This is a genomic window from Ensifer sp. ENS11, assembly GCF_014851895.1.
Classification (GTDB): Bacteria; Pseudomonadota; Alphaproteobacteria; order Rhizobiales; family Rhizobiaceae; genus Ensifer; species Ensifer canadensis.
The window spans coordinates 361,824-388,069 of record NZ_JACVAN010000002.1 but is presented as its reverse complement, the minus strand read 5'-3'; the positions used below and the strand labels follow the sequence as shown (position 1 = coordinate 388,069).

The following is a 26,246-nucleotide window of genomic DNA, read 5'->3' as shown; positions in this document are numbered from 1 at the left end:
GAGAACACGGGGGAACGGTATGCAGGACACGATGGCAGGGCACTGGTGGGGCATGGAGACGGCGCCGATCAAACCGGCAAGCCAGGCTGACGCCAAATCCGCGCTGTCGGTGCTGAAGGATATGGCCAAGGGCCATGACCAGATCAGCCGTCTGCTGGCATCCGAAACGCCGTTCAAGGCGTTCATCGTCGCTGCCTTTGCCCTGTCGCCATTCCTGCGCGACACCGGCGGCAGCGAGCCCGGCATACTCGAACAGCTCCTGTCGGAGCCGCTGCAGGAATTTCTCACCGAAAGGGTCCGGCGGGCGCGGGATGCCTGGGTATCGGCAGAGCCCGGCGTGGCACTGCCAGATACCGAGATCATGACGCGGCTTCGAAAGGCCAAGCGCGAGCTAGCCTTCGCCGTTGCGCTTGCGGACCTCTCACGACATTTCGACGGTCGCGAGACGACGCGCTGGCTGAGCGAATTTGCCGGCGCTGCCGTTTCGGCAACGATCGATCATCTGCTGCTGAGCGGTCACCAGGGCGGCAAGCTCGCGCTCAAGGACGTGACGGCCCCGAGCCGGGGGTCTGGCGTTGTCGTGCTCGGCATGGGCAAGCTCGGCGCCTTCGAGCTCAATTACTCCTCCGACATCGATCTCGTGGTCTTCTACGATCCGCAGTCCGGCATCATCATCGATCGCGACGATGCATCCGAGACCTTCGGCCGGCTTCTGCGCCGCCTCATCCGCATTCTCCAGGAGCGCAGCGGCGACGGCTACGTCTTTCGCACCGACTTGCGGCTGCGCCCGGATCCCGGCTCGACGCCACTCGCAATCCCCGTCGAGGCGGCGATGCTCTATTACGAGAGCAGGGGGCAGAACTGGGAGCGCGCAGCTTTCATCAAGGCGCGGCCCGTTGCCGGCGACATAGCTGCGGGCGATGCCTTCTTGAAGGAATTGACGCCGTTCGTCTTCCGCAAGTATCTCGACTATGCGGCAATCGCCGACATCCATTCGATCAAGCGGCAGATTCACGCCCACAAGGGCCATGGCGAGATTGCGGTCAAGGGACACAATATCAAGCTCGGCCGCGGCGGCATTCGTGAGATCGAGTTCTTCGTTCAGACCCAGCAGCTGATCGCCGGTGGACGCATGCCCGAACTGCGGCTGAAGGCGACGGAGCCGATGCTGCATGCGCTGGTAACGGCCGGCTGGATCGACGAGACGACCGCGGCCGAACTGGTCGAGGCCTACTGGTTCCTTCGCGATGTCGAGCACCGCATTCAGATGGTGCGTGACGAACAGACCCATGTGCTGCCGGAGACCGAGGCAGAGCTGAAGCGGATCGCCTTCATGCTCGGCTTCGAGGATACGGCTTCCTTCTCCAAGGCGCTGTCGAAGGTGCTGCGCACCGTCGAGCGCCGTTATGCCCAGCTCTTCGAGCAGGAGGCGAAGCTTTCGAGCGAGACGGGCAATCTGGTTTTCACCGGCCAGCGCGACGATCCCGATACGCTCGAGACCCTAAGAAAGCTCGGCTTCCAGCGGCCGTCGGACATCTCGCACACGATCCGCACCTGGCATTACGGCCGCTACCGCGCGACGCAGTCGGTCGAGGCGCGCGAGCGGCTGACGGAGCTGACGCCGCAGCTCCTGCGCGTCTTCGGCGAAAGCCGGCGCGCCGACGAGGCGCTCCTGCGTTTCGACCATTTCATCTCGGGCCTGCCGGCCGGCATCCAGCTGTTTTCGCTGCTCGGCAACAATCCGCGGCTCTTGTCATTGATCGTCAACATCATGTCCTCGGCACCAAGGCTGGCCGAGATCATCGCGGCGCGGCCGCATGTGTTCGACGGCATGCTCGACCCGGGCCTTCTGGCGGAGCTGCCGACCCGGGATTATCTGGCGCCGCGCATCGCCAACTTCGTTGCCGGCGCCCGCCACTATGAAGAGGTGCTCGACCGGCTGCGCATCATCGCCGCCGAACAGCGGTTCCTGATCGGCATCCGCCTGTTGACCGGCTCGATTTCGGGCGCGCAGGCCGGTCGCGCCTTTACCGATCTCGCCGACCTGATCATCGCTGCCGCAGTGGACGCGGTGCTCGCCGAGGTCCGTTCGGTCCATGGCGATTTTCCGGGTGGGCGCATTGTCGTCGTCGGCATGGGCAAGCTCGGCAGCCACGAGTTGACGGCGGGCTCCGACGTCGACCTGATCCTGCTCTACGACTATGACGACGCGGCCCCGGAATCGGATGGCGGCAAGCCGCTCGATCCGATGCGCTATTTTACCCGGTTGACGCAGAGGTTGATTGCAGCGCTCTCAGCGCCCACAGCCGAGGGCGTACTCTATGAGGTCGACATGCGGCTGCGGCCGTCCGGCAACAAGGGCCCGGTCGCCACCCGCATCAACGCCTTTGCCAAGTACCAGCGGGAAGAGGCCTGGACCTGGGAGCATCTGGCCCTGACGCGGGCGCGCTGCATCTGCGGCGACGACAGTCTGAAGGCGCAAGCCGATGCCATCTTCGCCGAAGTGCTCGGCCACACGCGTGATGTCGCCAAGGTCAGCACTGACGTGATCTCGATGCGCGAGATGATCGACAGCGAGAAGCCGCCAAGCGACATCTGGGATTTCAAGCTGATCCCCGGCGGCCTGGTCGATATCGAGTTCATTGCGCAGTACCTGGCGCTGATCGCTCCCGCCAAGGGCGTGCCGCCGCTTGAGGCCGGCGCCCACACGGCCGACGCCTTGAAGGTCCTCGGCGGTGCGATGATGAACCCCAATGATCTCGACACGACGATGGAGGCGCTGAGCCTCTTTACCGAGCTGTCGCAGATCGTGCGCCTGTGCATCGAAGGCGAGTTCGACCCGAAGGAGGCGCCTGCCGGTCTTGTCGATCTCGTCTGCCGGGCAGGGGACTATCCCGACCTGAAAACGCTGGAGGCGGATATCAGGCGGCTGTCGAAGGCCGTCCGGCGTATTTTTCAGTCGGTGGTTTCGGGATAGGGCTGCGGGTCGCTGTCGCGATCGGGCATGCGCAATGAAATGATGGTGCCGACATTTTCGGCGGAATGGATCTTCATCGTTCCGCCGTGAAGGCGCGTCAGCGACCGGGAGATGGCAAGCCCGAGGCCGGAGCCGCCCTTGCTCTTGGCATACTGGCTCTGCACCTGCTCGAAGGGCTGGCCGATCTTCTGCAGGGCATCACGCGGGATGCCGATGCCGGAGTCGGCGATCGTCAATGTCACAGCGCCCGTGACCTTGCGGGCGCGCAGCGAAATGCGCCCGCCTTCATTGGTGAACTTGACCGCGTTCGACAAGAGATTGAGCAGCACCTGCTTCATCGCCCGCCGATCCGCGACCACGGTCAGGCCCGAGGCGATTTGCTGCACCACATGGATGTTCTTCTGCTGCGCCGGGATCGTGGTGAAACGCAGCGTCTCCTCGATCAGCGGCGCGAGATCGATGGTCTCGCGGCTGATGCGCATATGGCCTGCTTCGATCTTCGACATGTCCAGGATGTCGTTGATGACGTTCAGCAGGTGTTTGCCGCTGTCGTGAATGTCGCGCGAGTATTCATCGTATTTCTCCGAGCCGAGCGGCCCGAACATCTGGGTCTGCAGGATCTCCGAAAAACCGAGAATGGCGTTGAGCGGTGTCCTCAGCTCATGGGACATATTGGCCAGGAATTCCGACTTGGCGTGGTTCGCCGCCTCGGCCCGTTCTTTTTCCGCCTGGTAGTTGGCGTTGGCGATCGACAGCTCGGTCTTCTGCCGCTCCAGGGTCATGCGCGAAGCCGAGAGATCGCCGATGGTCGCCATCAGCCGGCGCTCGGATTCGCGCAGCCGCACCTGGTGACGCTTGAGCAGCGTGATGTCGGTACCAACAGAAACGAGGCCGCCGTCGCGCGTGCGCCGCTCATTGATCTGCAGCCAACGCTCGTCGGCGAGCTGCACTTCGGTGGTCTGCGAATGGTTGCTACGGTCAGGATCCGCAATGCGGCGTTCCACTACCGGGCGTGCCGCAGCGGCGTGTACGGCGATGCGTTCGGTGCCTGGCACCAGAACGTGATCCGGCAGCTTGTAGGCTTCCTGGTAGTGCGTGTTGCACATGACCAAGCGGTCCTGCTTGTCCCAGAGGACGAAGGCCTCGGACGTACATTCGATGGCATCGGCCAGACGCTGATCAGCTTCGGCATAGCGCTGGGCGAGGCGGTGCTGCTCGGTGACATCCATGGCGATGCCGATGAGATGGGCGCGGCCTGAAACGGTGCGGATGATCTCGGCGCGGGCGCGCAGCCAGACATAATGGCCGTCCGCATGCCGCATGCGGAACACCTGGTCGATCTGTCGCGCATCGCCGCGGGCAATTGTCCGCGCCACGCCATAGATACCGCGATCGTCCGGATGCATCAGCCGTGCGGCGTCGCCGAAGGAAAGCACGCTGCTTTCGCCGGGCATGCCCAACATCTCATACATCGACCGCGACCAGAACAGCCGTCGGTTGGCAAGATCGAAATCCCAGAGGCCGCAGCGGCCGCGCGACAGGGCGGTTTCGACCCGCAGGTTCGATTCCGCAAACACCCCGTCGGCGTCGCGGGCGCGTTTGGCCTGGATGTAATAAGCGTAAAGCACCACCAGCAGGATCGCCGAGATGCCGGCAAACAGCGTCACATTCAGCGAAACCTCGTCGCGCCAGGCCGTTTCGAGCTGGGTCACCGGCGTTGCCGCCAGGACGACGCCGGCCGCTTCCGGCAACTGCGCCAAAGCGACGATATGGTCGACGCCGTTGATGGCCGTCTTCATGACGCTGGAATGTTCGCCGTAATACTGCAGCGTGGCGATATCGGGTGCAACCGAGGCAAGCGTCCGGCCGATCAGCGGCACACCATCAGGTGTGCTGGCGAAGATCCGTCCATCCTTGCGCACGGTCAAAAGAAACATGCCCGCGTCGAGCATGGTGTTGGGCAGGTATTGGGTCAGCCGCTGTTCGGCATCCCAACGCCGGCCCTCTTCGAACAGCGTCATGCCGTCAGCCTGGAACGCCGCGACCGCCGTTGCCGCGGCAAGCCCGACCGTCTGGCGCGAGTTGTCTTCCATCCGGGCGTGCTCGCCCATGATGCCGGACATGCGCGAAACGGCGACTATGATCAGGAATGCGATGATGAGGATGGGGATAGAGCGCTTGAGAATAGGTTCCGCGCTCGCAAGACGCTGCGACGTCGGCTCGGCGAAAATCTTCGCCTGCGAGATGAACTCGCGTTCCAGGCCGGAAAAGCCCGAAAACTTGAGTCGCAACCGCCCGTCGGCTGCGCTCGCTGGTCGCGCGTCCGCCATCTTACCCAATGTGAAACCCTCTGATGATTCGGCGCGCCGCTCGCCCGAATCTGACTCAATGAATCACAGGGCGATTCGCCTTGTCCAGAGGTAATGGTAAAGATTTCTTAACCATTTCTAATCGTTGGGAAATAATAGGCCGGGTCGAGCGAGCGACCCGGCCCTTGAAAAATGCCTGCATTCCCGGCCTTTTCAGGCCTTGAGCATGCGCTCGACGATGTCGCTGACATCGGCCGAAAGCTTGGTCGCGCCAGCGATTTCCTTCAGCGCATTGCGGGCATGATCGGCGCGCGTGTCTTCAAGCGAGCGCCAGGAGCGCATCGAAGTCAGGATGCGTGCCGCGAGCTGCGGATTGCGCGGATCGATATCGAGGATCTGCTTCGCGAGGAAACGGTAGCCCTCGCCATCGGCGCGGTTGAAGCCTGTCGGGTTGGCGAAGGCATAGCTGCCGACCAGAGACCGGACACGGTTCGGATTATTGCCATTGAATAGCGGCTCGGTCATCAGCGCCTTGACGCGATTGAGCGTCCCGGCCCCGGGGATTGTCGCCTGCACCGCGAACCACTTGTCGATGACGAGCGCGTTGTCGGCAAACCGTTTCCGGAAGGTTGCCAGTGCCTGAGCCGTCTCTGGCGCATCCGGGAACCGGTGCGCGAGCAATGCCAGTGCATGGCTGAGGTCGGTCATGTTGTCGGCGGCTGCGAAGACTTCTGCTGCCCGTTTCGGATCATCCTCGCCATGGACGAGATAGGTGAGTGCGGCGTTGCGCAGGGCTCGACGTCCCGCACTTTCCGCATCCGGACTGAAGGAACTCGTCGACGCCATTTCGTCGGCAAGCCGAAGGAAGGTTCCGCGGCCGGAAACCGCAATCGCCTTGAGGATCTGCTGCCGGGCGGTATGGATGGCATCGGGGTCGTTGTCGGCGCCGATCTCGCGGGCGATGTCGGCTTCGCTCGGCAGCGACAGCGCCTGCGACCGGAAAGCCGGCTCCAGTCCGTCGTCAGCCGCCGCGGCGACAAGGCCGTCGAGCAGCGCCTTTTCGCAGGTCACGGATTTGCCCGCACGGGCGTTGGCCGTCGCGGATACCAGATTGGCAAGTGCAATGGCGTTGAGTGCCTGCCAGCGTGCGAAGAGATCGCTTTCGTGCCGCGCGATCAGCGCCAGGTCGTCGTCGGTCTGCTCGATATGCAGGTTGATCGGAGCGGAAAAGCCGCGGTTGAATGAAGGCACCGGGCGCGAAGTAATGCCGGAGAAAACCACCGTCTGCTTGCGTTGGGTGAGGTGCAGCACGTCGCCGGTGATATCTGCGCCCGCCACGCTCGAAAGGTCGGCTTCCGCGCCGTTTCCAAGGAGCAGGCCCATGCGCAGCGGAATGTACATCGGCTCCTTGGCGCTTTGGCCCGGCGTCGGCGGCACGGTCTGTTCGAGCGACAGGGTGAAGGTCTGCTTGCCTGCGTCATAGGCGCCGGAGGCTGTCACCAGCGGCGTTCCCGCCTGATGGTACCAGAGCGAAAACTGGCTGAGATTGCGGCCGCTGACATCGGCGAAGCAGGCGACGAAATCCTCGATCGTCACAGCCTGGCCGTCGTGGCGTTCGAAGTAGAGATCCATGCCCTTCTTGAACAGGTCGCGGCCGAGAAGGGTCGCGATCATCCGGGTGACTTCGGAGCCCTTCTCATAGACCGTGGTCGTGTAGAAGTTGTTGATTTCACGGTATTTCGTCGGCCGGACCGGATGGGCAAGGGGGCCTGCATCCTCTGGGAACTGTTCTGATTTCAGGTGCCGGACTTCGGCGATGCGCTTGACGGCGCGCGAGCGCATGTCGGCGGAAAACTCGTGGTCGCGATAAACCGTCAGGCCTTCCTTGAGGCAGAGCTGGAACCAGTCGCGGCAGGTGATGCGGTTGCCGGTCCAGTTGTGGAAGTATTCGTGCGCGATGATCGCTTCGATATTGGCGTAGTCGGCGTCGGTGGCCGTTTCCGGATCGGCCAGCACGTACTTGTCGTTGAAGACATTGAGCCCCTTGTTCTCCATGGCGCCCATGTTGAAGTCGGAGACGGCGACGATCATGAAGATATCCAGATCGTATTCGCGGCCGAACGTCTCTTCGTCCCACTTCATCGAGCGCTTCAGCGCGTCCATGGCGTAGGCTGCGCGCGGCTCCTTGCCGTGTTCGACATAGATCTTCAGCGCGACCTCGCGGCCGGACATGGTGGTGAACGTGTCTTCGACCACGCCGAGATCGCCGGCAACCAGCGCGAAGAGATAGCTGGGCTTCAGGTGCGGATCGAACCAGGCGGCGAAATGCCGGCCATCGCCCATGTCGGCGCCGCCGAGATAGTTGCCGTTGGACAGCAGCAGCGGAGCGGATTTCTTGTCGGCGATGATGTTGACCGTATAGACGGCAAGTACATCAGGACGATCAGGGAAGTAGGTAATGCGGCGGAAGCCTTCCGCCTCGCACTGCGTGCAATAGACGCTGTTGGTGCGGTAGAGACCCATCAGCTTGGTGTTCGTCTCGGGCGAGAGCATCGTGGTGATGGTGACTTCGAACGGGGCGGTCTCGGGCAGGCCACGGATCGTCAGCGTGTCGTCGGTCACGTCGTAGAGCGCGGCTGCAAGCTCTTCCTGGTCGAGCAGCAGGCCGGTCATGACCAGCTCGTCGCCGTCAAGCACCAGCGGGGCCGATGCGTCCACGCCTTCCCGCCGATGCAGGATCAACCGCGCTTCGACCTTGGTTTCCTTCGGGTCAAGCTCGAAGGTCAGATCCACTCTTTCAAGTACGAAGTCGGTCGGCCGGTAGTCTTCCAGATGAATGATCTGGCCAGTATTTGTCCGCATGGTCAGTCCCGCTCGCGCCTTGCTACTGGTGGATTTGTAGAGGGCGCTTGTGATGGTGAAAAGGCCAAAGGGCGAAAAGCCGGATATGCCACACGATTGTGATGCCGGCGACCGCACTTCCGGCAGAAAAGACATGGTGTCCGGTATTCTTCCCGCTCCCTTATCGCCTTGACGTGTATCGAAGTGGCACTAACAAGAAATAAACCGGAAAGGTTTTTTTCGACCCCGCTAAAGAATTCTCGGCGATTGTCTTTGCTGCGATGAACTCATCAAGAAAAAAGTCGGTTCATCAAGAAGATTGATCCGACTTTCGCGGCCGGCGCAGCTAGAGTGACATCGTTCTCCGGTGAGCCTCTCACCCAAATCTCCCAAACTGTCGCCGCCGCGGTCCTCCGCTAAGGCTCGAAAAGCGTTTTCCATGGATGCCGAAGTCGAAAACCCGATGAAGGGGATCCTGCTCAAGGTCCTTTCGGTCGTCATCTTCGTTTGCATGTCGACCTTGATCAAGGCGGCCGGGAGCGAGATCGCCACCGGCCAGATCACCTTCTACCGCTCCGCCTTCGCCATGGTGCCGATCCTCGGCTATCTCGCCCTTCGCGGACAGTTGCGCGACGCTTTCAAGACGAAGGATATCGGCGCTCACATCGCACGCGGCTTCGTCGGCATCCTGGCGATGAGCTTCGGCTTTTACGGCCTCGTGCACTTGCCGCTCCCCGAAGCGATCGCCATTGGCTATGCGATGCCGTTGATCGCCGTTGCCTTTGCCGCGATTTTTCTCGGCGAAACCGTTCGGCTTTATCGCTGGTCGGCCGTCGTCATCGGTCTGGTCGGCGTCATGATCATCACCTGGCCGCGGCTGACGCTGTTTCGCGAAGGCGGTCTCGGGTCGTCCGAGGCGCTCGGGGCGGCGGCGGTCTTGCTGTCGGCGGCGCTCGGCGCGATCGCCATGGTGTTGGTGCGCAAGCTGGTGAGGGCCGAGCGCACCCACACGATCGTGCTCTATTTCTCGCTCTCGGCCTCGGTCTTTTCGCTCGCGACCCTGCCGTTCGGCTGGCCGAGCATCTCGCAGAAAGCCTTCCTGTTGCTGATGATCGCCGGCTTCTGCGGCGGCGTCGCGCAGCTCCTCTTGACCGAAAGCTACCGTCACGCCGACATGTCGACGATCGCACCGTTCGAATACACCTCGATCGTGCTGGGCCTGATCATCGGCTATTTTCTGTTCGAGGACATCCCGACGAGCACCATGCTGATCGGCACCGCCATCGTTGTCGGCGCCGGTATTTTCATCATCTTCCGCGAGCATCGGCTTGGATTGGAGCGCAGGGGTGCGCGCAAGCACGTCACGCCACAGGGCTGACGGCCCCTGTTTCATTCATTCCGGCTGTCGTTCCCAAGCAGGCACCGTGTCGTCCTCGATCAGGCCGTCCTGCGACGCCTGCTGGGCGGTCGGGCTGGTAACGTCGGGTCCGGGTGTCGGCAGCACCGTGGTCGCCTGGAAGTCGGTCTTGGCGACGAGACCCTCGTGCTGCTCCCGCCGCAGGATGCGCCAGGCGGCGTAGCCTGCATAGAGTGCGAAATAGACGGCAAGCACGATGAACAGCGCCGCCGGCCCGAACCGATCCATGACCGGGCCGACCATCAACGGGCCGGAGATCGTGCCAAGCCCGTAGGTGATCATCAGGCCCGAGGAGATCTCGACATATTCGTCCGGCTTGGCGAGGTCGTTGGCATGGGCGACGTTCAGCGCATAGATCGGGAACAGGACCGAGCCGACGAGGGCGGCGACGATATAGAGCACCGTCGGGCTGCTGCCGATCGACGCGGACATGACCAGGCAGGAGATCACGCCGACAATGCCGCAGCCGACCATGACGATACGCCGGTCGATGCGGTCGGAGGCGCGGCCGATCGGGATCTGCGAGAGGGCGCTGCCGGTCAGGAGCGATGCGAGCAATGTTGCGCCTTCGCCGGTCGACAGGCCGATCTTCTGCGTGAACACGCCGCCGAGGTTCAGCCAGGCGCCCGAGAGCGCGCCTGCGAGAAAGCCGCCGACCACGGCAACCGGAGAGCGGCGAAACAGGCCTGGAATGTCGAATCGCGCCTGCGCCGGCGGTGCCGGCATCGGCGAGGAAGAAAGCGCCGTGGGCAGTAGTGCCAGCGAAAACAGCACGCCGCAAAGGATGAAGAGCGATGTGTTGGTCGGGTCTCCCAGCGGCACCATGTATTGCCCGCCGATGGTGCCGACCATCGTGGTGATGAGGTAGAGCGAGAACAGCATGCCGCGGTTCTCGTTGGTCACCCGTTCGTTGAGCCAGCTCTCGATGACGAGATAACTGCCGGAGATCGCGAAACCGGATATGGCGCGAAAGGCGATCCAGGCACGCCAGTCGACGACCAGCCCGCAAAGCAGGATGGCGATCGAAAGCAGGGTTATGAGTGCGGTGAAGACGCGGACATGGCCAACGCGCAACACGAATTTCGGCGTGATGATGCAGGAGAGGGTGAAGCCGACCGTGTAGCCGGTGGCAATGACCGAGACCGTCAGCGTCGACCAGTTCTCGGCGACGGAGCGAACCGGGATGACGTAGCTCTGAAGCCCGAAGGCCACCATCATCAACAAAGTGGACAGCATCAGGCTGAGGACGGAAGCGAGACTGGCCAGCATCGGCGCTCCTGAAAACAAAGACGCGCCGACTTGACCAACCGGGTGGCTGGCAACGAAGGCGCGATGCGGAGCGAGGGCAGTCAGACGGGGTTGCCGGAGTGACCGATCGCTTCGAACTCGAAATGATTGTGGCTCTATCCAGTTTTCGAGGCGCTGTCGATTGCGACAGCCGATAGCAAAAAGACGGTAACGGTCCGTCCTCGGGCGCTATCAGTTCGGCAGCAGTGGTCTGATCGCCGAGCGATGGGCGCGGCGGGCGTCCTTGGTGGTGCTGAGCGCGGTGTATTCGCGCGAGGCACGTACGGCAGTGCCGATATCGGCGATCGAATCGAACAGGACCTTGAGGCTTGCAATGGGCTTGGTCATGATCTTGTTCCTTGTCTTACGTCGTCTCTTTCGCGCGACACGCCTTTTGGCGCATCGCGTGGGGATCAGCGCTGGATGAAGTCGGCGAAGAGCTGCGACGGACGGGTGGTCCGGGCAAGGCCGATTGCAGTCATCTGCTCGTTGGCTGCCGAGCCGAAGCGGTTGAACGGCGTCCGCCGGGCAGCGTCCGTATGACGGAGCGTCTCAAAGCTGCTGTGGATCGGGCGAAAGCGGGCAGTCATGGTTCTTGTTCCTTATTCCATTCCTCCCGTGTTGATATATTGCGCTGCAACATGGATTTTGCAATGCACTAGAACGCTGCGCAGATATGCGCAAACCGCATGGCTTTCTTCACACTTTGTTCATGAAACGGGCAGGCGGCCGTCAGCCGTTGATGCGGGCCTTGAAGGCAAGCATATCCTGCCAGGCAAAGCGCTTGTTGATCGGCGCTGTCACCAGGTCCTGCGGGTGCAGGGTCGCAAGGGTCTGGACGCTGTGTCCGCCCATCTGAAGGTCACGCCATTCGCCGCGCAGCTGGTGGATTGTGTCGCTGCCGCCGAAGAAGAAGCGCGCCGTAAAATTGCCGAGCAACAACAGGTGCTTGGGCTCGGCCAAAGCGACCTGGCGCTCGATGAAGGGGCGGCAGATATCGGCCTCGCGGGCGGTCGGCACGCGGTTGCCCGGCGGGCGCCACGGCACGACATTGCTGAGCAGAACGCCCTCGCGCGATAGTCCGATGCCGGCGAGCATGCGGTTGAGCATGTCGCCCAGCCTGCCCGAGAAAGGCTGCCCGTCGCGATCGTCATCCGCATAGGGCATCGGGCCGACGATCATGATGCCGTTTGACGGATCGCCTTCGGCAAAGACCAGATTGCGGGCGCTGTTTCTGAGATTGCAACCGACGAAGCCTTCCATTGCCAACCGCAGCTCGGCGAGCGACCGCGCCGATTCGGCGGCAAACTGCGCCTCCTTGACGGCCTGGGCGTCGGGGATGGCCACAGCAGGGGCGTTGACGGCAGGTGCTGGCGCGCGCGTTTCGCGAGCTTGGCCACCGGCCGAGCTGGCCGGCTGCCGCGTAGCAGGCGAGGCCTCCGGGCGCGCAACCGGCTGGCTTGCGCTCGTCTGTGGGCGCGAATCGGCCTGTTGGCGCACGTCGGAACGCGCCGCCTTCATCGCTTCGAACTCGGCGAGGCGATCGACAGGCTCCTCCTCCATCAGCCACTCGACACCCGCATCCGCGTGGAATGCGAGCAGGGCGGCGAGTTGGCCGGGGGAGAGGTTGTCGGCAGAAGTCATGGGCGCCAACCTAGCACGTCAGAAAATGTGGTCCAATGGCTTCATGCGGCATTCGCGGTCCAGTGGCCGATATCCTCATGTTCTCCGATCAGCGCCAGGCCGTGGGCGATGGACAGCAGTTCGCCGCCGCTTTCGATCCGGTCCTTTTCGAAGCGCCGCTCGAACAGGTTGCGCACCGCCGGCACGAACGAGGTGCCGCCGGTGAGGAAGACCTTGTCGATGCTTTCGGGCGGCGTTTCCGTTGTCTGTAACACCTCGTCGAGCGCGTCTTCGATGCGCGCAAGTTCAGGCGCAATCCAGCTTTCGAAGTCGGCGCGGCGCACCGTGCGGCGCGACATCTCGCCAAGCGGCGAGAAGTAGAACTCGGTTTCCTCCTCCTGCGACAGGCGCATCTTCGTCGCCGAGATCGCCTGGTAGAGCGGATAACCCTCGTCATGCTCGATCAGGTCGACGAAGGCCTCGAGCTTTTCCGGCTCCAGGCTCTGGCGCACCAGCTTCTTCAGATCCGTGAAATCTTTCAACGTCTTGAAGATCGAAAGCTGATTCCAGCGGCCGAAATTCGCATAGTAGTTCGACGGGACTTCAAGCAGCTTGTCGAAGCTCTTGAACAGACTCCCCTTTCCGATGAGGGGCGAGATCACATTGTCGATGATGCGGAAGTCGAAATGGTCGCCGGCGATGCCGACGCCCGAATGGCCGATTGGCGTTGCCGTCAGACGTCCCGCCTTGGTCTCAAAACGGATCAGCGAATAGTCGGTGGTGCCGCCGCCGAAGTCGGCGACCAGCACCGTGGCGTCGCGCTTGAGGTTCTGGGCAAAGTAGAATGCGGCCGCCACCGGCTCGTAGACATAGTGGATCTCGGGAAAGCCGAATTCGGAAAGGGCGGCGCTGTAGCGCTCGAGCGCCAGTGCCGGATCGGGGCTGGAGCCGGCAAAGCGAACGGGCCTTCCGACGACGATGCGGCTGTATTGGCTCGCCCAGTCGTCGCCGGCATAGTCCTTCAGCTTGGAGAGGAACACCCGCATCAGGTCTTCGAAACTATGGCGCTTGGCATAGATCTGCGTGCCCTGGAACAGCGGGCTTGCGGCGAAGGTCTTGATCGACTGCAGGAAACGACAGTCGCCGGGATTGTCGATGAACGAGCGGATTGCCGCCTGTCCGGCTTCCACCTTCAGGGCGGACGCGCCGAGGTTGGAATCCTTCATGAAGGAGAGTGCCGTGCGCATCGCATCGGTGCTGCCAGCCATGCTGTCGAAGTTCATCGAATGGGTGGTGTCGCCTGCCGAAACCGCGAGGACCGAGTTGGTGGTGCCGAAATCGAAGCCCAGTGCTCTGGCCATATGATGTCTCCTGACGCCTGTGTTTTGGTGTCGCTTCGCGACGCGCCCTTCCGGGGCTTGCGAAGGCGACACGGCTCTGTTCCGCACGCCGCCTTCTGGGCCGGTGCCGGGAAGGTCGGCGGAGCCCGGAATGAAGCGAAAGGCATGCCGTTCCGGCGCCGTAGGGCGCCTTGCCGAATGCTGGTTGCGGATGGGATTGCCGGCGTCTTCCGCCGGAAAATGAATGCCCGGCCTCCTGACATGGCTATTCGGCAAAAGCAAGGCTGCAAGGCGGCGGCCCACAAGGACATGGGTGAAATCACGTATTTACGTTTACGTTCACGTCATATAGACATTTGTGCTAAACTCATGACCTCATGCGCAAAAGCGGGCATCGACTGTCGCATCCCGGCTCGACAAGCCAAACTGCATTTGCCATGACGAGATGATATGGCCTGGGAACTGAGCTGGCAGAAGACCGGCGAGACTGGAGAGACGGTATGAGCGAGGCGATGGATCTACCCGAGCGCGAGAGTATGGAGTTCGACGTGGTGATCGTCGGCGCGGGGCCTGCGGGGCTTTCGGCTGCGATCCGGTTGAAGCAGGTCAATCCCGAGCTTTCGGTGGTGGTGCTGGAAAAGGGCGCCGAAGTCGGCGCGCATATCCTGTCGGGTGCCGTCGTCGACCCCATCGGCATCGACCGGTTGCTGCCGGGCTGGCGCGACGAGGCCGACCATCCGTTCAAGACCGAGGTTACCGACGATCATTTCCTCTTGCTCGGTCCCGCCGGCTCGATCCGCCTGCCGAACTTCGCCATGCCGCCGTTGATGAACAATCACGGCAACTACATCGTCTCACTCGGCAATGTCTGCCGCTGGCTTGCCGGCCATGCCGAAGCGCTCGGCGTCGAGATCTATCCGGGCTTTGCCGCAACCGAGGTGCTCTATAACGACGAAGGCGCCGTCATCGGTGTCGCCACCGGCGACATGGGCATCGAGCGCAACGGCGAGCCGGGCCCGAACTTTGCCCGCGGCATGGAACTGCTCGGCAAGTACGTGCTGATCGGCGAGGGCGTGCGCGGCTCGCTCGCCAAAGAGCTGATTTCAAAATTCGATCTCTCTAGGGATCGCGACGTCCAGAAATTCGGCATCGGTCTCAAGGAACTGTGGCAGGTCAAGCCCGAGAACCACAGGCCCGGTCTGGTGCAGCACTCGTTCGGCTGGCCGCTCGGCATGAAGACCGGCGGCGGTTCGTTCCTCTACCACCTCGAAGACAACATGGTCGCCGTCGGCTTCGTCGTGCACCTCAACTACAAGAACCCCTATCTCTTCCCGTTCGAGGAGTTCCAGCGGTTCAAGACCCATCCGGCCATTCGCGGCACCTTCGAGGGCGGCAAGCGGCTGTCCTATGGCGCCCGGGCGATCACCGAAGGCGGCTACCAGTCGGTGCCGAAACTGTCGTTCCCCGGCGGCGCGCTGATCGGCTGTTCGGCCGGTTTCGTCAACGTGCCGCGCATCAAGGGCAGCCACAATGCGGTGCTGTCGGGCATTCTGGCGGCTGAGAAGCTGGCGGCGGCAATCGCCAGCGGTCGCGCCAATGACGAGCCGATCGAAATCGAGCGTGGTTGGCGCGACAGCGCCATCGGCCAGGACCTGAAGCGGGTCAGGAACGTCAAGCCGCTGTGGTCGAAGTTCGGCACGGCGGTCGGCGTAGCGCTCGGCGGTCTCGACATGTGGACCAACCAGCTGTTCGGCTTCTCGTTCTTCGGCACGCTGAAACACGGCAAGACCGACGCGCAGAGCCTCGAACCGGCCGCCCAGCACAAAAAGATCGACTATCCCAAGCCCGACGGTGTTTTGACCTTCGATCGGCTGTCCTCGGTGTTCCTGTCGAACACCAACCACGAGGAAGACCAGCCGATCCACCTGCAGGTGAAGAATCCGGAGCTGCAGCGCACGTCGGAGCTCGACGTCTTTGCCGGTCCGTCGACGCGCTACTGTCCCGCCGGGGTCTATGAATGGGTGGAAAAGGACGGCCAGCCGGTCTTCGTCATCAACGCGCAGAACTGCGTGCACTGCAAGACCTGCGACATCAAGGACCCGAACCAGAACATCAACTGGGTGCCGCCGCAGGGCGGCGAGGGACCGGTCTATCCCAACATGTGAGGGCGGGTTTTCGCGCGACCGCGCAAAAGGAAACATTTGGAGGCGTCGAGCTCTGGCTCGGCGCCTCTTTCATTTCAAGCACACGACCGGACCCGTGTGCGGCGCGCTTTTCTCGGCGCAACGTCATCCTGCTCAGCGGTGAGCCCACATCTCCGGCGCCCCGACAAATGCGGGAGCATTGGGAAAGGCAATCGTTGACGCAAATGGGAAAGTCCTTGCCGGAAAGACCCTATAGCCTTGAGGGTGCCGTTGTCGCGCCAAGCGCGCCGACGGACCTGCAGGCCGTTCGGTCCCTGTTGTTCTTGAGTAGGGCCCAAGCCTGTTGACACGCGACCGATCACTGCGGTGAGATCGGTCGTCCGACGGGACGTACCGCCAGAACAGAGGGAACAGAAATGAACAAGCTTCTAGCAACGACTTGCCTGGCCGCCGGCCTTCTTGGCCTTGCCGGCACGGCCTCGGCGGCCGAATGCGGCGACGTGACGATCGCCAACATGAACTGGCAAAGCGCCGAGGTTCTGGCGAATGTCGACAAGATCATTCTGACGGAAGGCTATGGCTGCAACGCCGAGCTCGTCGTCGGCGATACCGTGCCGACGATCACCTCGATGATCGAAAAGGGCCAGCCCGATATTGCGCCGGAAGGCTGGGTGGACCTTCTGCCCGACGTCGTCAATCGCGGCCTTGAAGAAGGCAAGCTGGTCGGCGCCGCCGTCGCGCTTTCCGACGGCGCCGTCCAGGGTTGGTGGGTGCCGAAATATATCGTCGACGCCAATCCCGACATCAAGACGATCGACGATGTGCTGAAGCACAAGGAACTGTTCCCGGATCCGGAAGATGCCAGCAAGGGCGCCGTCTTCAACGGCCCGCAGGGTTGGGGCGGCACGGTTGTTACGACCCAGCTCTACAAGGCTTATGGCGGCGAGGCAGCCGGCTTCACGCTTGTTGATACCGGCTCGGCCGCCGGCCTCGATGGCTCGATTGCCAAGGCCTATGAACGCAAGCAGGGATGGGTCGGCTACTACTGGGCGCCGACGGCACTTCTCGGCAAATACGAGATGGTGAAGCTCGGCCACGGCGTCGAGGCGGATGCAGCGGAGTGGAAGCGGTGCAACACGGTTGCCGATTGCCCGGACCCGAAGAAGAACGACTGGCCGAAGGACAAGGTCCAGACGCTCCTGACCAAGACGTTCGCCGATCGCGCCGGCCCGGCTTTGGACTACCTGAACAAGCGTGCCTGGACCAACGACACCGTCAACAAGCTGATGGCCTGGATGACCGACAACCAGGCCAGCGGCGAGGAAGGTGCAAAGCACTTCCTCCAGGAAAACCCTGACATCTGGACCACCTGGGTCTCGTCTGATGTCGCGGAGAAGGTGAAGTCGGCGCTTTGATGGCCATCGACTGACGCAATTGGGCGGCGCACCGTTCAGTGCGCCGCCTGCTAAAGCATTTCCTGGAAAAGTGCGAAGCGATTTTCCGCAAGGAAATTTGTGAAAACAAGGAGATAGAGCGTTTCCGAATCTCCGCTTGATCCGGAAACGCTCTAGGTGATTGTCGGCGGACAAAAACAAACAAACGGGGCCGCCGTCGGGGAGCAGTGAAGGGCAATTTGATGGAATGGCTGACCCAGTTTCCGCATATGGATGACGACCGCCTGCGGGCGTTGAAAAAGGCGATCGACGAGGGTTTTCGCACCTTCACGCGCGCTTATGGCGACGGTATCGAAGCGTTCTTCGAGCCGTTGCAATTCTTTCTGATCCAGTCGGAGCGCTTCATGACGCGCACGCCCTGGCCGATCATCATCCTGCTGATCGCGGTTCTCGCCTGGTTTGCGAGCCGGAACTGGAAGATCGTCGCCGGCTGTATCGGCACGCTGTTGCTCATCGGCTATTTCGACATGTGGGACGATACGATGAAGACGATCTCGATGATCTTCGTCTGTACCGTGCTGTCGATCGCCATCGGCATACCGCTCGGCATCGTCATGTCGCGCTCGGACCGAGTCCAGAATGTCGTCAATCCGATTCTCGACGTGATGCAGACCATGCCGAGCTTCGTCTATCTGATTCCGGTGGTCATGCTGCTCGGGATCGGCAAGGTTCCGGGGCTGATTGCGGTGGTGATCTACGCCATCCCGCCGATGATCAGGCTCACCAACCTCGGCATCCGCCTCGTCGACAAGGATGTGCTGGAGGCGGCAGACGCCTTCGGCTCCTCGGGCTGGCAGAAACTGAAGAATGTGCAGATGCCCTTGGCGCTACCGACGATCATGGCCGGCATTAACCAGACGATCATGATGGCGCTGGCCATGGTGGTCATCGCCTCGATGATCGGGGTTCAAGGGCTCGGGCAGCCGGTGCTGAAGGCGATCGCCAACCAGTACTTCACGCTCGGCATCTTCAACGGCCTGGCCATCGTCGGCATCGCCATCATCTTCGACCGCGTCAGCCAGGCCTATGGCCACCGGCTGCAGAAGCATCGCGAGATCGTTCACGGCTGAAAATGACGGTACCAAGCAACAGAGTGGCCCGGAAGCTTTCGCTTCCGGGCCATTTTCCGTTCTGATCCTTCACGCCTTGCGCGGTGAAAGGATGCCGGTCGAGAGCGCCACGCCGACCGCCGTGACAATGGCGGCGACAATTTCGAACGGGCCGATCTGTTCACCGAGAAGAATTGCGCCGCCGAACATTGCCAGTACCGGGGTCAGCGCGGTGAAGGCGGCGGCCTGAGTTCCGCCGAGGCTGCGAACGGCCACGCCATAGGCGACCATCGCGACGAGGCCCGAGAGCAGGCCCTGGCTGGTGATTTGCAGCGCGATCTCCTTCAGCGGAACGCTTGCAAGCGTGCTGCCGAAGATGCCGGCAAGCAGCAGGTGGATAAGAAAAGACCAGACGGCGATCAGTGCACTGCCTTCGAGCGGGCTGAGGCCGGAGCGCCGGAAGGCGTGGGTATAGATCGCCCAGAGCGTGGCTGCCGCCGGAAGGAGGGCGTAGCCGGTCCAGCCGGTGCCAGTGGTGCCGGCAAGGCTGCGGGCGAGCAGAAGGGCAACGCCCGCAACGATGGCGGCAAAGCCGACGATGCGCATCCGGTCTGGACGCTCTCCGAAGAGGGTGATGCCGATCAGCGCCGTCGCCAGCGGCATCGAGCCCCCGAGCAGCACGCCGACCGAAGAGGCGGGCGTCGCATGGATGGCGAAGGCCGCGACCTGAAAGAACAGCGCGCCGGAACCAGCCACCATCAGGAGAAGCAGGAGCAGCGGAAGCTTGCGCGGCAGGAGCCCGATCTTGAGCCAAACCGGTGCAAGAACCAGCGCAGGAACGCCGTAGCGGATGAGGCCGAGATCGATTGTGCCGAGTGCGGTGCCGGCGGTATGCCGTGTCGCAAGAATCCACCCCGCCCAGATCAGGACGGTGACGAAGGCGCCGGCATAGCCGGCGGCGACAGGCGTGGCGTTGCCGCGATCGAGTGTGAGCGCAACCATCTGATTTTCCTTCCCGATTTAAATGCCCACAATCGCTTGGGCCTGGGAAGAAGATTACTGCCTGGGGGCGGGGCATGTCCTTGCGATTTATGCTTCAAATGGCCCATGGTGCGCAATCATATGCCAATACGGCCTCACTGGATTATCAACTATGCCAAGTCTAGATAAATTCGATCTCGCGATTCTCAAGATCTTACAGGAGGACGCGCGGGCAACGAACGTGGAGATTGCCGAACGTGTCAATCTGTCGCCGTCGCCATGCCTGCGGCGCATCCGCAATCTGGAGAAATCGGGGATCCTGCGCGGTTATCGGGCCGACATCGATCGCAAGGAAGTCGGGCTCGGCCTGACCGTTTTCGTGGAAATCAAGGTCGGCCAGCACAGCCGCGAGAATGCCCAGCGTCAGCAAGAGGCGCTGCTTGCCATTCCCGAAGTTGTCTCCTGCTTCCTGATCTCCGGAAATGCCGATTTTCTTGCTGAGGTCGTCGTCGAAGATCTCTCCGCCTATGAGACGCTGCTGACGGAGACATTGCTGGCCATGCCCGGCGTGACTGACATCCGTTCCAACTTCGCCATCCGCTCGATCAAGACAGGTGGTCCGCTCAAGCTGCCGGAGTGACGCCGAAGCAGGTCGGCGACGTTGCCGCCCTGCAGACAAAGGTGGGCAGCGACGGTGAATTCGAGCGCCCGCCGACGCGGGTTCAAGGTTAAGTTTTGGTAAGGCTCTGGAAACGGCGCCGATTGCGATTATCTCATCGCAGTGGACGCCCGTGTGCCACGGCAATGGAGCCTGTAAGCCTTTCATGAAAATCAAAGCTATCTTCAATCGGGATGGTGGGACCTTCCGAACGACGGACATGGCGGCCTATGGCAACAGGGTTGAGGCGGTCTTTCGCGATGCGGGTCACCAGATCGAGATCGCGACCGTCTCGGGCGCCGAGATGCAGGAGACCCTGGAAAAGACCTGCCGGCGCGACGATCTCGACGCAATCGTGGCGGGTGGCGGCGACGGTACGATTTCGGCAGCCGCGGGCGTTGCCTGGAAAACCGGCATGCCGCTTGGGGTCGTTCCTGCGGGGACGATGAACCTTTTTGCGCGCACGCTGAAATTGCCGCTCGATATCTGGAAGGTGCCGGAAGTTCTGGCGCAGGGCACGATCATCGACGGCGATATCGGCAGCGCCGATGGCCGAGCCTTCGTCCACCAGTTCTCGATGGGTCTGCATGCTCGCATGGTGCGCTACCGCGAATCGTTCAGTTTTCGATCGCGCCTGGGCAAGATCACGGCGAGCACACGCGCTGCGGTCGGGGTCATTCTCAATCCGCCGGATTTCGAGATCGAGTTCGACGTGGATGGTCACCATGAAAGCCGGCACGTTTCGGCTGTGTCCGTGTCGAACAACCCGTTCGGGCGCGATACGCTGATGTATGCTGATGACGTGACCGCCGGCCATCTCGGCTTCTACACGGCACCGCCGTTGAGCCCGCCCGGCGTTGCCAAGCTTGCGCTCGACGTGCTGCGCGGCAAGTTCCGCGACAATCCGGTTATTACCGAGATGAGCGGCCATGCTTTGGACCTGCATTTCCCCAAGGTCGACCGGAAGATCAACTGCGTTATCGATGGCGAACTTCTGCCAATGGGCCGCGACGTCGCGTTGAGGATCCATCCCGGCGAACTCAAACTGCTCGTCGGCGCCGACCGGTCTAGTTCGTGACCCCGGGTCAGTCCCTGACCCAGAGGTAGCCGAAAGTGTACCGGTCTTCAGCCTTGCCGTGCAGGTAGGGCAGGGACAGAACCTGTGGCGTTGCCGACGTCGTCGAAAATCCACGCGTTTTCATGGCGTTTGCCAGCGCCTCGGGCAGGATTGGCTCCGCCTTGCCGTCATCGCTCCAGACGACGAGCAGCGGCAACGATGCGCTGGCCGTCCCTGCGTCAAGATAGCCGGGGGTGAGCACGGGAGCATCGTGAAGGTGCGTGCGAAGGTTGCCACCGATCAACCTGTCTTTCGCAAGGATCAGGGCCGGTTCGCGACCCCCGAGCTTAACGACCGCTTCGGCCAGCGTGGCGTAGGGAATGCTCAATCGCGAATATTTGCCGAAGAGCGGCCGCACGATTGCGCGGGCGGAAACCACCATCAGCGTAGTGAGCACGATGAAGGCCACGAGCCACAGGAACGGTCGAAGTTTAAACGCGGCATCGACGCCAGCCGCTTCGACCTTGAGGCAGAGATAGAGCGGCAGGAGAATCAGGAAGAGCACGAGCCACTTTTCCCGGATATGCGTGGCTCCGACCCCCAGAACAATCAATAGGACTGCCACGAGGCAGATTGCAAGCATACGGCCGACAACGCGAGTCCATTGGCTTTGCGCCGACCAAATCGCAGGAATGCTCTTGCGGAATATGAGTCCGAACACGATCAGCGGCACGATACCGCCGCGGATCGTGGCGGCAATGAGCGAAACCACGCCGCCGAACGCCTGTGCGAGGCGGCCTTCGGAATGGGCCTCGCGCATCTCAAGAAAGGTGTTGTTTGAGGCGGAGCCGAGGTTTTCGAGGATCCACCAGCCATGCGGCAAAGCGATCAGTGCCGCAACCAACAGCGAGACCAGGATACGCCAGTCGAAAAGGCGCTCGCGTAGCTTGGGTTCCGGCAGAATGGCAAGGACGGCAGCGGCGGGTACAAGCGCAAAATTGTACTTGGAGATGAAGCCGATGCCGACAGCAAGGCCGGTCAGCAGATAGGCCGCGAGACTCGGCCGGACCAATGTCCGCAGGAAGCCGTAGAGAAACAGTGATACGGCGAACAGTGCCGCGACCGTATGGGAAAGGTCACGCTGCGCAAGTAGGAAAATCGGCGGCAGTGTCAGCACGCCGAGCATGGCAATCAGCGCCAGGCGCTTTTCTGCAAGGACTTCGCGCGCGGCGAAGCCATAGAAGAGACAGCAAAGAAACAGAAGCAGGTTCTTGAGCACCGTCATCGTCGCGAGAGACGGTCCGAAAACGGATGCAAGCCCGTATTGCAGCCAGTTGTAGAAGGGCGGTTGCGCGCCGTAACCGAGCCGCAGGAACTGCGACACGAATGCCTGCTCCGCCTCGTCGATTTCGAGCGAATTCGAAACGGCGAGACGCAGGCTGATGCAGAGCAGGAAATAGCCGGCGAGTAGGGCGGTGACGAGGTTGGGTCGCCGCTCGACGAACTCAAACATTCGTTTGATCCCGTACAAAGACCTCACGCACGATATAGCTGGTGGTTTCGTCGTCGCGGAAATAGGCACGCGCCATCATCTCGGCGAGAATGCCTGTTGTCACGAGTTGCACCGACGACAGAAACAGCATCACGCCAACGATCAGCATCGGGCGGGTGCCGATGTCGTTGCCGAGAAGGAACTTGTCGAAGGCAAGATAGAGCAGGATGAGGACGCTCGCCGCCCCGGCTGCAAGCCCGATCGAGCCGAAGAAGTGGCCCGGGCGCGCCTTGTAGCGCATGAAGAACAGAACCGAAAGCAGATCGAGGATCACGCGGAAGGTGCGCGAGATACCGTATTTCGAGTGGCCATGCTGGCGCGCGTGGTGGGTCACCGGCATTTCGCCGATGCGGCTGCTGGGTACGACCCCTGCGACCCAGGCGGGGATGAAGCGATGCATCTCGCCCATCAGCTTGACCTGCTTGATGATCGAGGCGCGGTAAACCTTCAGGCTGCAACCATAGTCGTGCAGCCGGACGCCGGTGATCTTGCCGATTAGCCGGTTGGCGCACCAGGACGGGATTTTTCTGAGCAACAGCCCATCTTGACGATTCTTGCGCCAGCCGACGAGCAGGTCGAGTTGCCGCTCCTCGATTGCTTTGACCATAGCGGGAATATCGACCGGGTCGTTCTGCAGATCACCGTCGAGTGTGGCGATCAACCGGCCGGACGCCGCGTCGATGCCGGATTGCATGGCGGCGGTCTGCCCGAAGTTCTTCTGCAGTTCGATGATTTTCAGCTGAAGATCGGGGCGACAGAGCGCCTTCCTTGCATTGGTGAGCGTGCGATCGGTGCTGCCGTCATCGACCAGGATCAGCTCCCAAGGGGCTGAAAAATTCACCATGGCGTCACTGACGCGCGTGATGAGCGGCTCAATGCTGTCCTCTTCGTTGAAGACTGGGATGACGACGGATAGCTCGATGGGCAGCATGGGATCGCTCGTGCATTCGGCGCGCCTTGCACGAGCCGGAAGAATAGGGGTGCGCTTACATAATCATTTTCTTGCACAGTTATCGGTGATAACCAACGTGCAAAGTTGTGTTTCAACACGGGAAATCGGCGTCTGATGAATTCTGGCTGCGAGTTCGAGCGGCGATCGTGGCTGGCGCGCAACCGTGTGACGCTGATATCGGCCGCGGCGATTGTCGCCTATGCGGTTTTTGTCCAGTGGATCTGGGGCTGGCGAACGCTGCTCGATCAATGGACGAAAATCGGCGTCGGTTCCGGGCTCGCGGCCCTGATACTTCTTGTCGCCACCTATTTCATTCGCTGCTATCGCATCTATGATTATTTCCCGGCGGAAACGTCAGGCCGGTTTCTGGCGCTGTTTCGCGTCACCCAAGTCCACAATCTCCTGAACATCATGTTGCCTTTTCGCGCCGGAGAGACGAGCTTTCCACTGTTGATGCGGTCGGAATTCTCCATCCCGCTGGCGCGGGGGACCGCGGCACTTCTGGTCATGCGGCTGCTCGACCTGCATGCCCTGTTGACGGTCGCCGCAGTCGGCCTGGTTTTTGGCCGCGGATCAGGCGTCGCCTGGGCGCTCTGGATCGCGGCGCTGGTCGCGCCACTTCCGTTCTTTCTGTTGAAGGATCGCGTTGTCGCCCTGGCGCGGCGGTTGCTGCCGGCAAGACTGGAATCGATCGTCGAAGAGCTGGATACAGGTCTGCCCGGCACGACAAAGGCATTCCTCAGGGCCTGGGCGATGACCATTCTGAATTGGGCGGTCAAGGTGGTGGTTCTCGCCTGGGTTCTGGCGATCATGGGTGTCGCGCCGCTTGCTGCCTGTTTTGGCGGGGCTCTTGGCGGCGAACTCTCCTCCGTCTTGCCGATGCACGCGCCGGCGGGCGTCGGCACTTATCCCGCAGCGATCGCCGCCGGCGCCGTTTCTTTCGGAGCAGGGGCGGACCGCGCAGCGCTGGAGCAATTGGCCGGCGCCGGCGTCAACGCGCATCTGCTGATCATCGTGTCCGCTGTCGCGGGCACGATGCTGTCGATGCTTCTGCAGAGAAAGCCGTAGGCGCCGTCACGGTTACTGGAACGACGTCTCGTAGAAGCTTCTGAGCTTGCGGGAGTGCAGCTTCTCAGGCGGCATCGCCGCAAGTTTCTGCAAAGCGAGGATCCCGATCTTCAGATGCTGGCTGACCTGTGTCCGGTAGAAGGCTGTTGCCATGCCCGGAAGCTTCAACTCGCCGTGAAGCGGCTTGTCTGAAACGCAAAGCAGCGTGCCGTAGGGCACGCGGAAGCGGAAGCCGTTGGCCGCGATCGTCGCCGATTCCATGTCGAGTGCGATCGCGCGCGCCTGCGACAGGCGCTTGACCGGTCCGCGCTGGTCGCGCAGTTCCCAGTTGCGGTTGTCGATGGTGGCAACGGTGCCGGTGCGCATGATCTGCTTGAGATCATAGTCGCGGTAGCCGGTGACCTCCGCCACGGCGTCCTGCAACGCCACCTGCACTTCGGCAAGTGCCGGCAGGGGGATCCAGACCGGCAGGTCGTCGTCCAGCACATGGTCTTCGCGCATATAGGCATGGGCAAGAACATAGTCGCCGAGGCGCTGGCTGTTCCTGAGCCCGGCGCAGTGCCCGAGCATCAGCCAGACATGCGGGCGCAGCACGGCGATATGGTCGGTGATCGTCTTGGCGTTCGATGGGCCAACGCCGATATTGACCATGGTGATGCCGCCGTGGCCCTTCTTCTTCAGGTGGTAGGCGGGCATCTGCGGCAGGCGGGCGAGCGTATAGTCCGTTTCCGGCTTGTCGGAACCGGCAGGCGTGATGATGTTGCCGGGCTCGACGAAGGCCGTGTAGCCGTTGCCGCCCTCCGCCATCTGCTGGCGCGCCCAGGCGCAGAACTCGTCGATGTAGAACTGATAGTTGGTGAACAGTACGAAGTTCTGGAAATGCGTCGCACTCGTGGCCGTGTAGTGGCTGAGGCGGGCAAGCGAATAGTCGATGCGCTGCGCGGTGAACGGTGCAAGCGGGGAGGGTTCGCCCGGGCCAGGTTCGTAGGAGCCGTTGGCGATCTCGTCGTCGGTCGTCGTCAGATCAGGTGCGTCGAACAGGTCGCGTAGCGGAATATCGATGGCTTCGCCCGCCGACGCTTCGACGTGGGCGCCTTCGCCGAAGGCGAAATGCAGCGGGACCGGGGTGGAGGATTCGGACACGGTAATGCCGAGGCCGTGATTACGCATCAGGTGCCCCAACTGTTCCTTCAGATAGTGCCGAAACAGTTTTGGTCGCGTGATCGTCGTGGTGTAGACGCCCGGTGCGCTGACATAACCGTAGGACAGGCGGGAATCGACATGGCCGAAGCTGCTGGTCTCGATGCTGACCTGCGGGTAGCAGGCGCGGTAGCGCGTCAGGGTCACGCCGTTCTTGCCCAGCCCCTCGAAAGCCTCTGTGAGGAACCGGGTATTGCGATCGTAGAGCGCCTCCAGGCAATCGACTGCCGCCGCCGGATCATCGAAGAACTGCGGCTCGAACGGATCGGGTGTGGAGACGGAAAGGACGGAGTGTGAAGAGATTCGCTTGTTCATGTCGCATTATAGGCTGAGGCCT

The 26,246-nt window shown here is 62.1% G+C and carries 20 protein-coding genes; 9 read left to right on the top strand and 11 right to left on the bottom strand.

The genetic code is table 11. The annotated features are described in order from the left end of the window. Positions 1 to 19 precede the first annotated feature (19 nt). The gene (locus IB264_RS05930; RefSeq protein WP_025426351.1) at positions 20 to 2,977 is read left to right on the top strand and encodes a bifunctional [glutamine synthetase] adenylyltransferase/[glutamine synthetase]-adenylyl-L-tyrosine phosphorylase; all 2,958 of its coding nucleotides are present in this window, start codon (positions 20 to 22) and stop codon (positions 2,975 to 2,977) included. On the opposite strand, the gene IB264_RS05925 is transcribed toward IB264_RS05930, so the two are convergent. Together IB264_RS05925 and pepN are read right to left on the bottom strand one after the other, a co-directional pair. After that, the gene (locus IB264_RS05925; protein ID WP_025426352.1) at positions 2,956 to 5,316 is read right to left on the bottom strand and encodes an ATP-binding protein; all 2,361 of its coding nucleotides are present in this window, start codon (positions 5,314 to 5,316) and stop codon (positions 2,956 to 2,958) included. The two genes, IB264_RS05930 and IB264_RS05925, sit on opposite strands and share 22 nt — an antisense overlap. Positions 5,317 to 5,499: 183 nt before the next feature. Next, positions 5,500 to 8,148, bottom strand: coding sequence for an aminopeptidase N (gene pepN / locus IB264_RS05920; RefSeq protein WP_025426353.1), 2,649 nt, complete (start codon positions 8,146 to 8,148; stop codon positions 5,500 to 5,502). A 418-nt stretch (positions 8,149 to 8,566) separates the two neighbouring features. Between pepN and IB264_RS05915 the strand changes: the two genes are divergently transcribed. Further along, entirely contained in the window at positions 8,567 to 9,505 is a 939-nt protein-coding gene (locus tag IB264_RS05915) for a DMT family transporter (RefSeq protein WP_025426354.1), read from the top strand. Between the two features lie 15 nt (positions 9,506 to 9,520). On the opposite strand, the gene IB264_RS05910 is transcribed toward IB264_RS05915, so the two are convergent. The 5 genes from IB264_RS05910 to IB264_RS05890 form a co-directional block, all read right to left on the bottom strand. Continuing rightward, positions 9,521 to 10,813: an MFS transporter gene (locus IB264_RS05910; RefSeq protein WP_025426355.1), complete on the bottom strand. Its 1,293-nt coding sequence runs from the start codon at positions 10,811 to 10,813 to the stop codon at positions 9,521 to 9,523. 210 nt (positions 10,814 to 11,023) lie between these two features. Beyond that, the gene (locus IB264_RS05905; protein WP_164474923.1) at positions 11,024 to 11,179 is read right to left on the bottom strand and encodes a hypothetical protein; all 156 of its coding nucleotides are present in this window, start codon (positions 11,177 to 11,179) and stop codon (positions 11,024 to 11,026) included. Positions 11,180 to 11,244: 65 nt separating this feature from the next. After that, complete coding sequence (locus IB264_RS05900) at positions 11,245 to 11,421, bottom strand: hypothetical protein (RefSeq protein WP_107026881.1); 177 nt, start codon at positions 11,419 to 11,421, stop codon at positions 11,245 to 11,247. A gap of 142 nt (positions 11,422 to 11,563) precedes the next feature. Continuing rightward, entirely contained in the window at positions 11,564 to 12,475 is a 912-nt protein-coding gene (locus tag IB264_RS05895) for a uracil-DNA glycosylase family protein (RefSeq protein ID WP_025426356.1), read from the bottom strand. A 41-nt stretch (positions 12,476 to 12,516) separates the two neighbouring features. Next, positions 12,517 to 13,815 carry an Hsp70 family protein gene (locus tag IB264_RS05890; RefSeq protein WP_025426357.1) on the bottom strand — a complete coding sequence of 433 codons (1,299 nt, stop codon included), beginning with the start codon at positions 13,813 to 13,815 and terminating at the stop codon, positions 12,517 to 12,519. Between the two features lie 177 nt (positions 13,816 to 13,992). Here IB264_RS05890 and IB264_RS05885 point away from each other — a divergent pair, with 177 nt between their 5' ends. From IB264_RS05885 to IB264_RS05870, 4 genes are all read left to right on the top strand, one after another. Continuing rightward, a complete protein-coding gene (locus IB264_RS05885; protein WP_128090422.1) occupies positions 13,993 to 14,235 on the top strand; it encodes a hypothetical protein in 243 nt (80 codons plus the stop codon). Between the two features lie 59 nt (positions 14,236 to 14,294). Further along, on the top strand, positions 14,295 to 15,959 hold the full coding sequence (locus IB264_RS05880; protein ID WP_171519758.1) for an electron transfer flavoprotein-ubiquinone oxidoreductase: 1,665 nt from the start codon (positions 14,295 to 14,297) through the stop codon (positions 15,957 to 15,959). Between the two features lie 395 nt (positions 15,960 to 16,354). Beyond that, the gene (locus tag IB264_RS05875; RefSeq protein ID WP_025426358.1) at positions 16,355 to 17,353 is read left to right on the top strand and encodes an ABC transporter substrate-binding protein; all 999 of its coding nucleotides are present in this window, start codon (positions 16,355 to 16,357) and stop codon (positions 17,351 to 17,353) included. Positions 17,354 to 17,574: 221 nt separating this feature from the next. Continuing rightward, on the top strand, positions 17,575 to 18,462 hold the full coding sequence (locus IB264_RS05870; RefSeq protein WP_025426359.1) for a proline/glycine betaine ABC transporter permease: 888 nt from the start codon (positions 17,575 to 17,577) through the stop codon (positions 18,460 to 18,462). A gap of 69 nt (positions 18,463 to 18,531) precedes the next feature. On the opposite strand, the gene IB264_RS05865 is transcribed toward IB264_RS05870, so the two are convergent. Beyond that, positions 18,532 to 19,443: a DMT family transporter gene (locus IB264_RS05865; RefSeq protein WP_025426360.1), complete on the bottom strand. Its 912-nt coding sequence runs from the start codon at positions 19,441 to 19,443 to the stop codon at positions 18,532 to 18,534. A gap of 151 nt (positions 19,444 to 19,594) precedes the next feature. Here IB264_RS05865 and IB264_RS05860 point away from each other — a divergent pair, with 151 nt between their 5' ends. Beyond that, positions 19,595 to 20,062, top strand: a complete 468-nt coding sequence (locus IB264_RS05860) for an Lrp/AsnC family transcriptional regulator (protein WP_025426361.1) — start codon at positions 19,595 to 19,597, stop codon at positions 20,060 to 20,062. Positions 20,063 to 20,246: 184 nt separating this feature from the next. After that, positions 20,247 to 21,158 (top strand): diacylglycerol kinase family protein, encoded by a 912-nt coding sequence (locus IB264_RS05855; RefSeq protein ID WP_025426362.1) that lies wholly within the window; start codon positions 20,247 to 20,249, stop codon positions 21,156 to 21,158. Positions 21,159 to 21,165: 7 nt separating this feature from the next. On the opposite strand, the gene IB264_RS05850 is transcribed toward IB264_RS05855, so the two are convergent. Both IB264_RS05850 and IB264_RS05845 read right to left on the bottom strand, forming a co-directional pair. Beyond that, a complete protein-coding gene (locus tag IB264_RS05850) occupies positions 21,166 to 22,650 on the bottom strand; it encodes a glycosyltransferase family 39 protein (protein ID WP_025426363.1) in 1,485 nt (494 codons plus the stop codon). After that, positions 22,643 to 23,620 carry a glycosyltransferase family 2 protein gene (locus IB264_RS05845; protein WP_025426364.1) on the bottom strand — a complete coding sequence of 326 codons (978 nt, stop codon included), beginning with the start codon at positions 23,618 to 23,620 and terminating at the stop codon, positions 22,643 to 22,645. Before IB264_RS05845 ends, IB264_RS05850 begins: the two co-directional genes overlap by 8 nt. Positions 23,621 to 23,755: 135 nt before the next feature. On the opposite strand from IB264_RS05845, the gene IB264_RS05840 reads away from it, so the two are divergent. Beyond that, on the top strand, positions 23,756 to 24,709 hold the full coding sequence (locus tag IB264_RS05840) for a lysylphosphatidylglycerol synthase transmembrane domain-containing protein (RefSeq protein ID WP_025426365.1): 954 nt from the start codon (positions 23,756 to 23,758) through the stop codon (positions 24,707 to 24,709). A 12-nt stretch (positions 24,710 to 24,721) separates the two neighbouring features. Here the strand turns inward: IB264_RS05840 and IB264_RS05835 are convergent, their stop codons facing one another. Next, on the bottom strand, positions 24,722 to 26,224 hold the full coding sequence (locus tag IB264_RS05835; protein WP_025426366.1) for an AMP nucleosidase: 1,503 nt from the start codon (positions 26,222 to 26,224) through the stop codon (positions 24,722 to 24,724). Between the last annotated feature and the right edge of the window lie 22 nt (positions 26,225 to 26,246).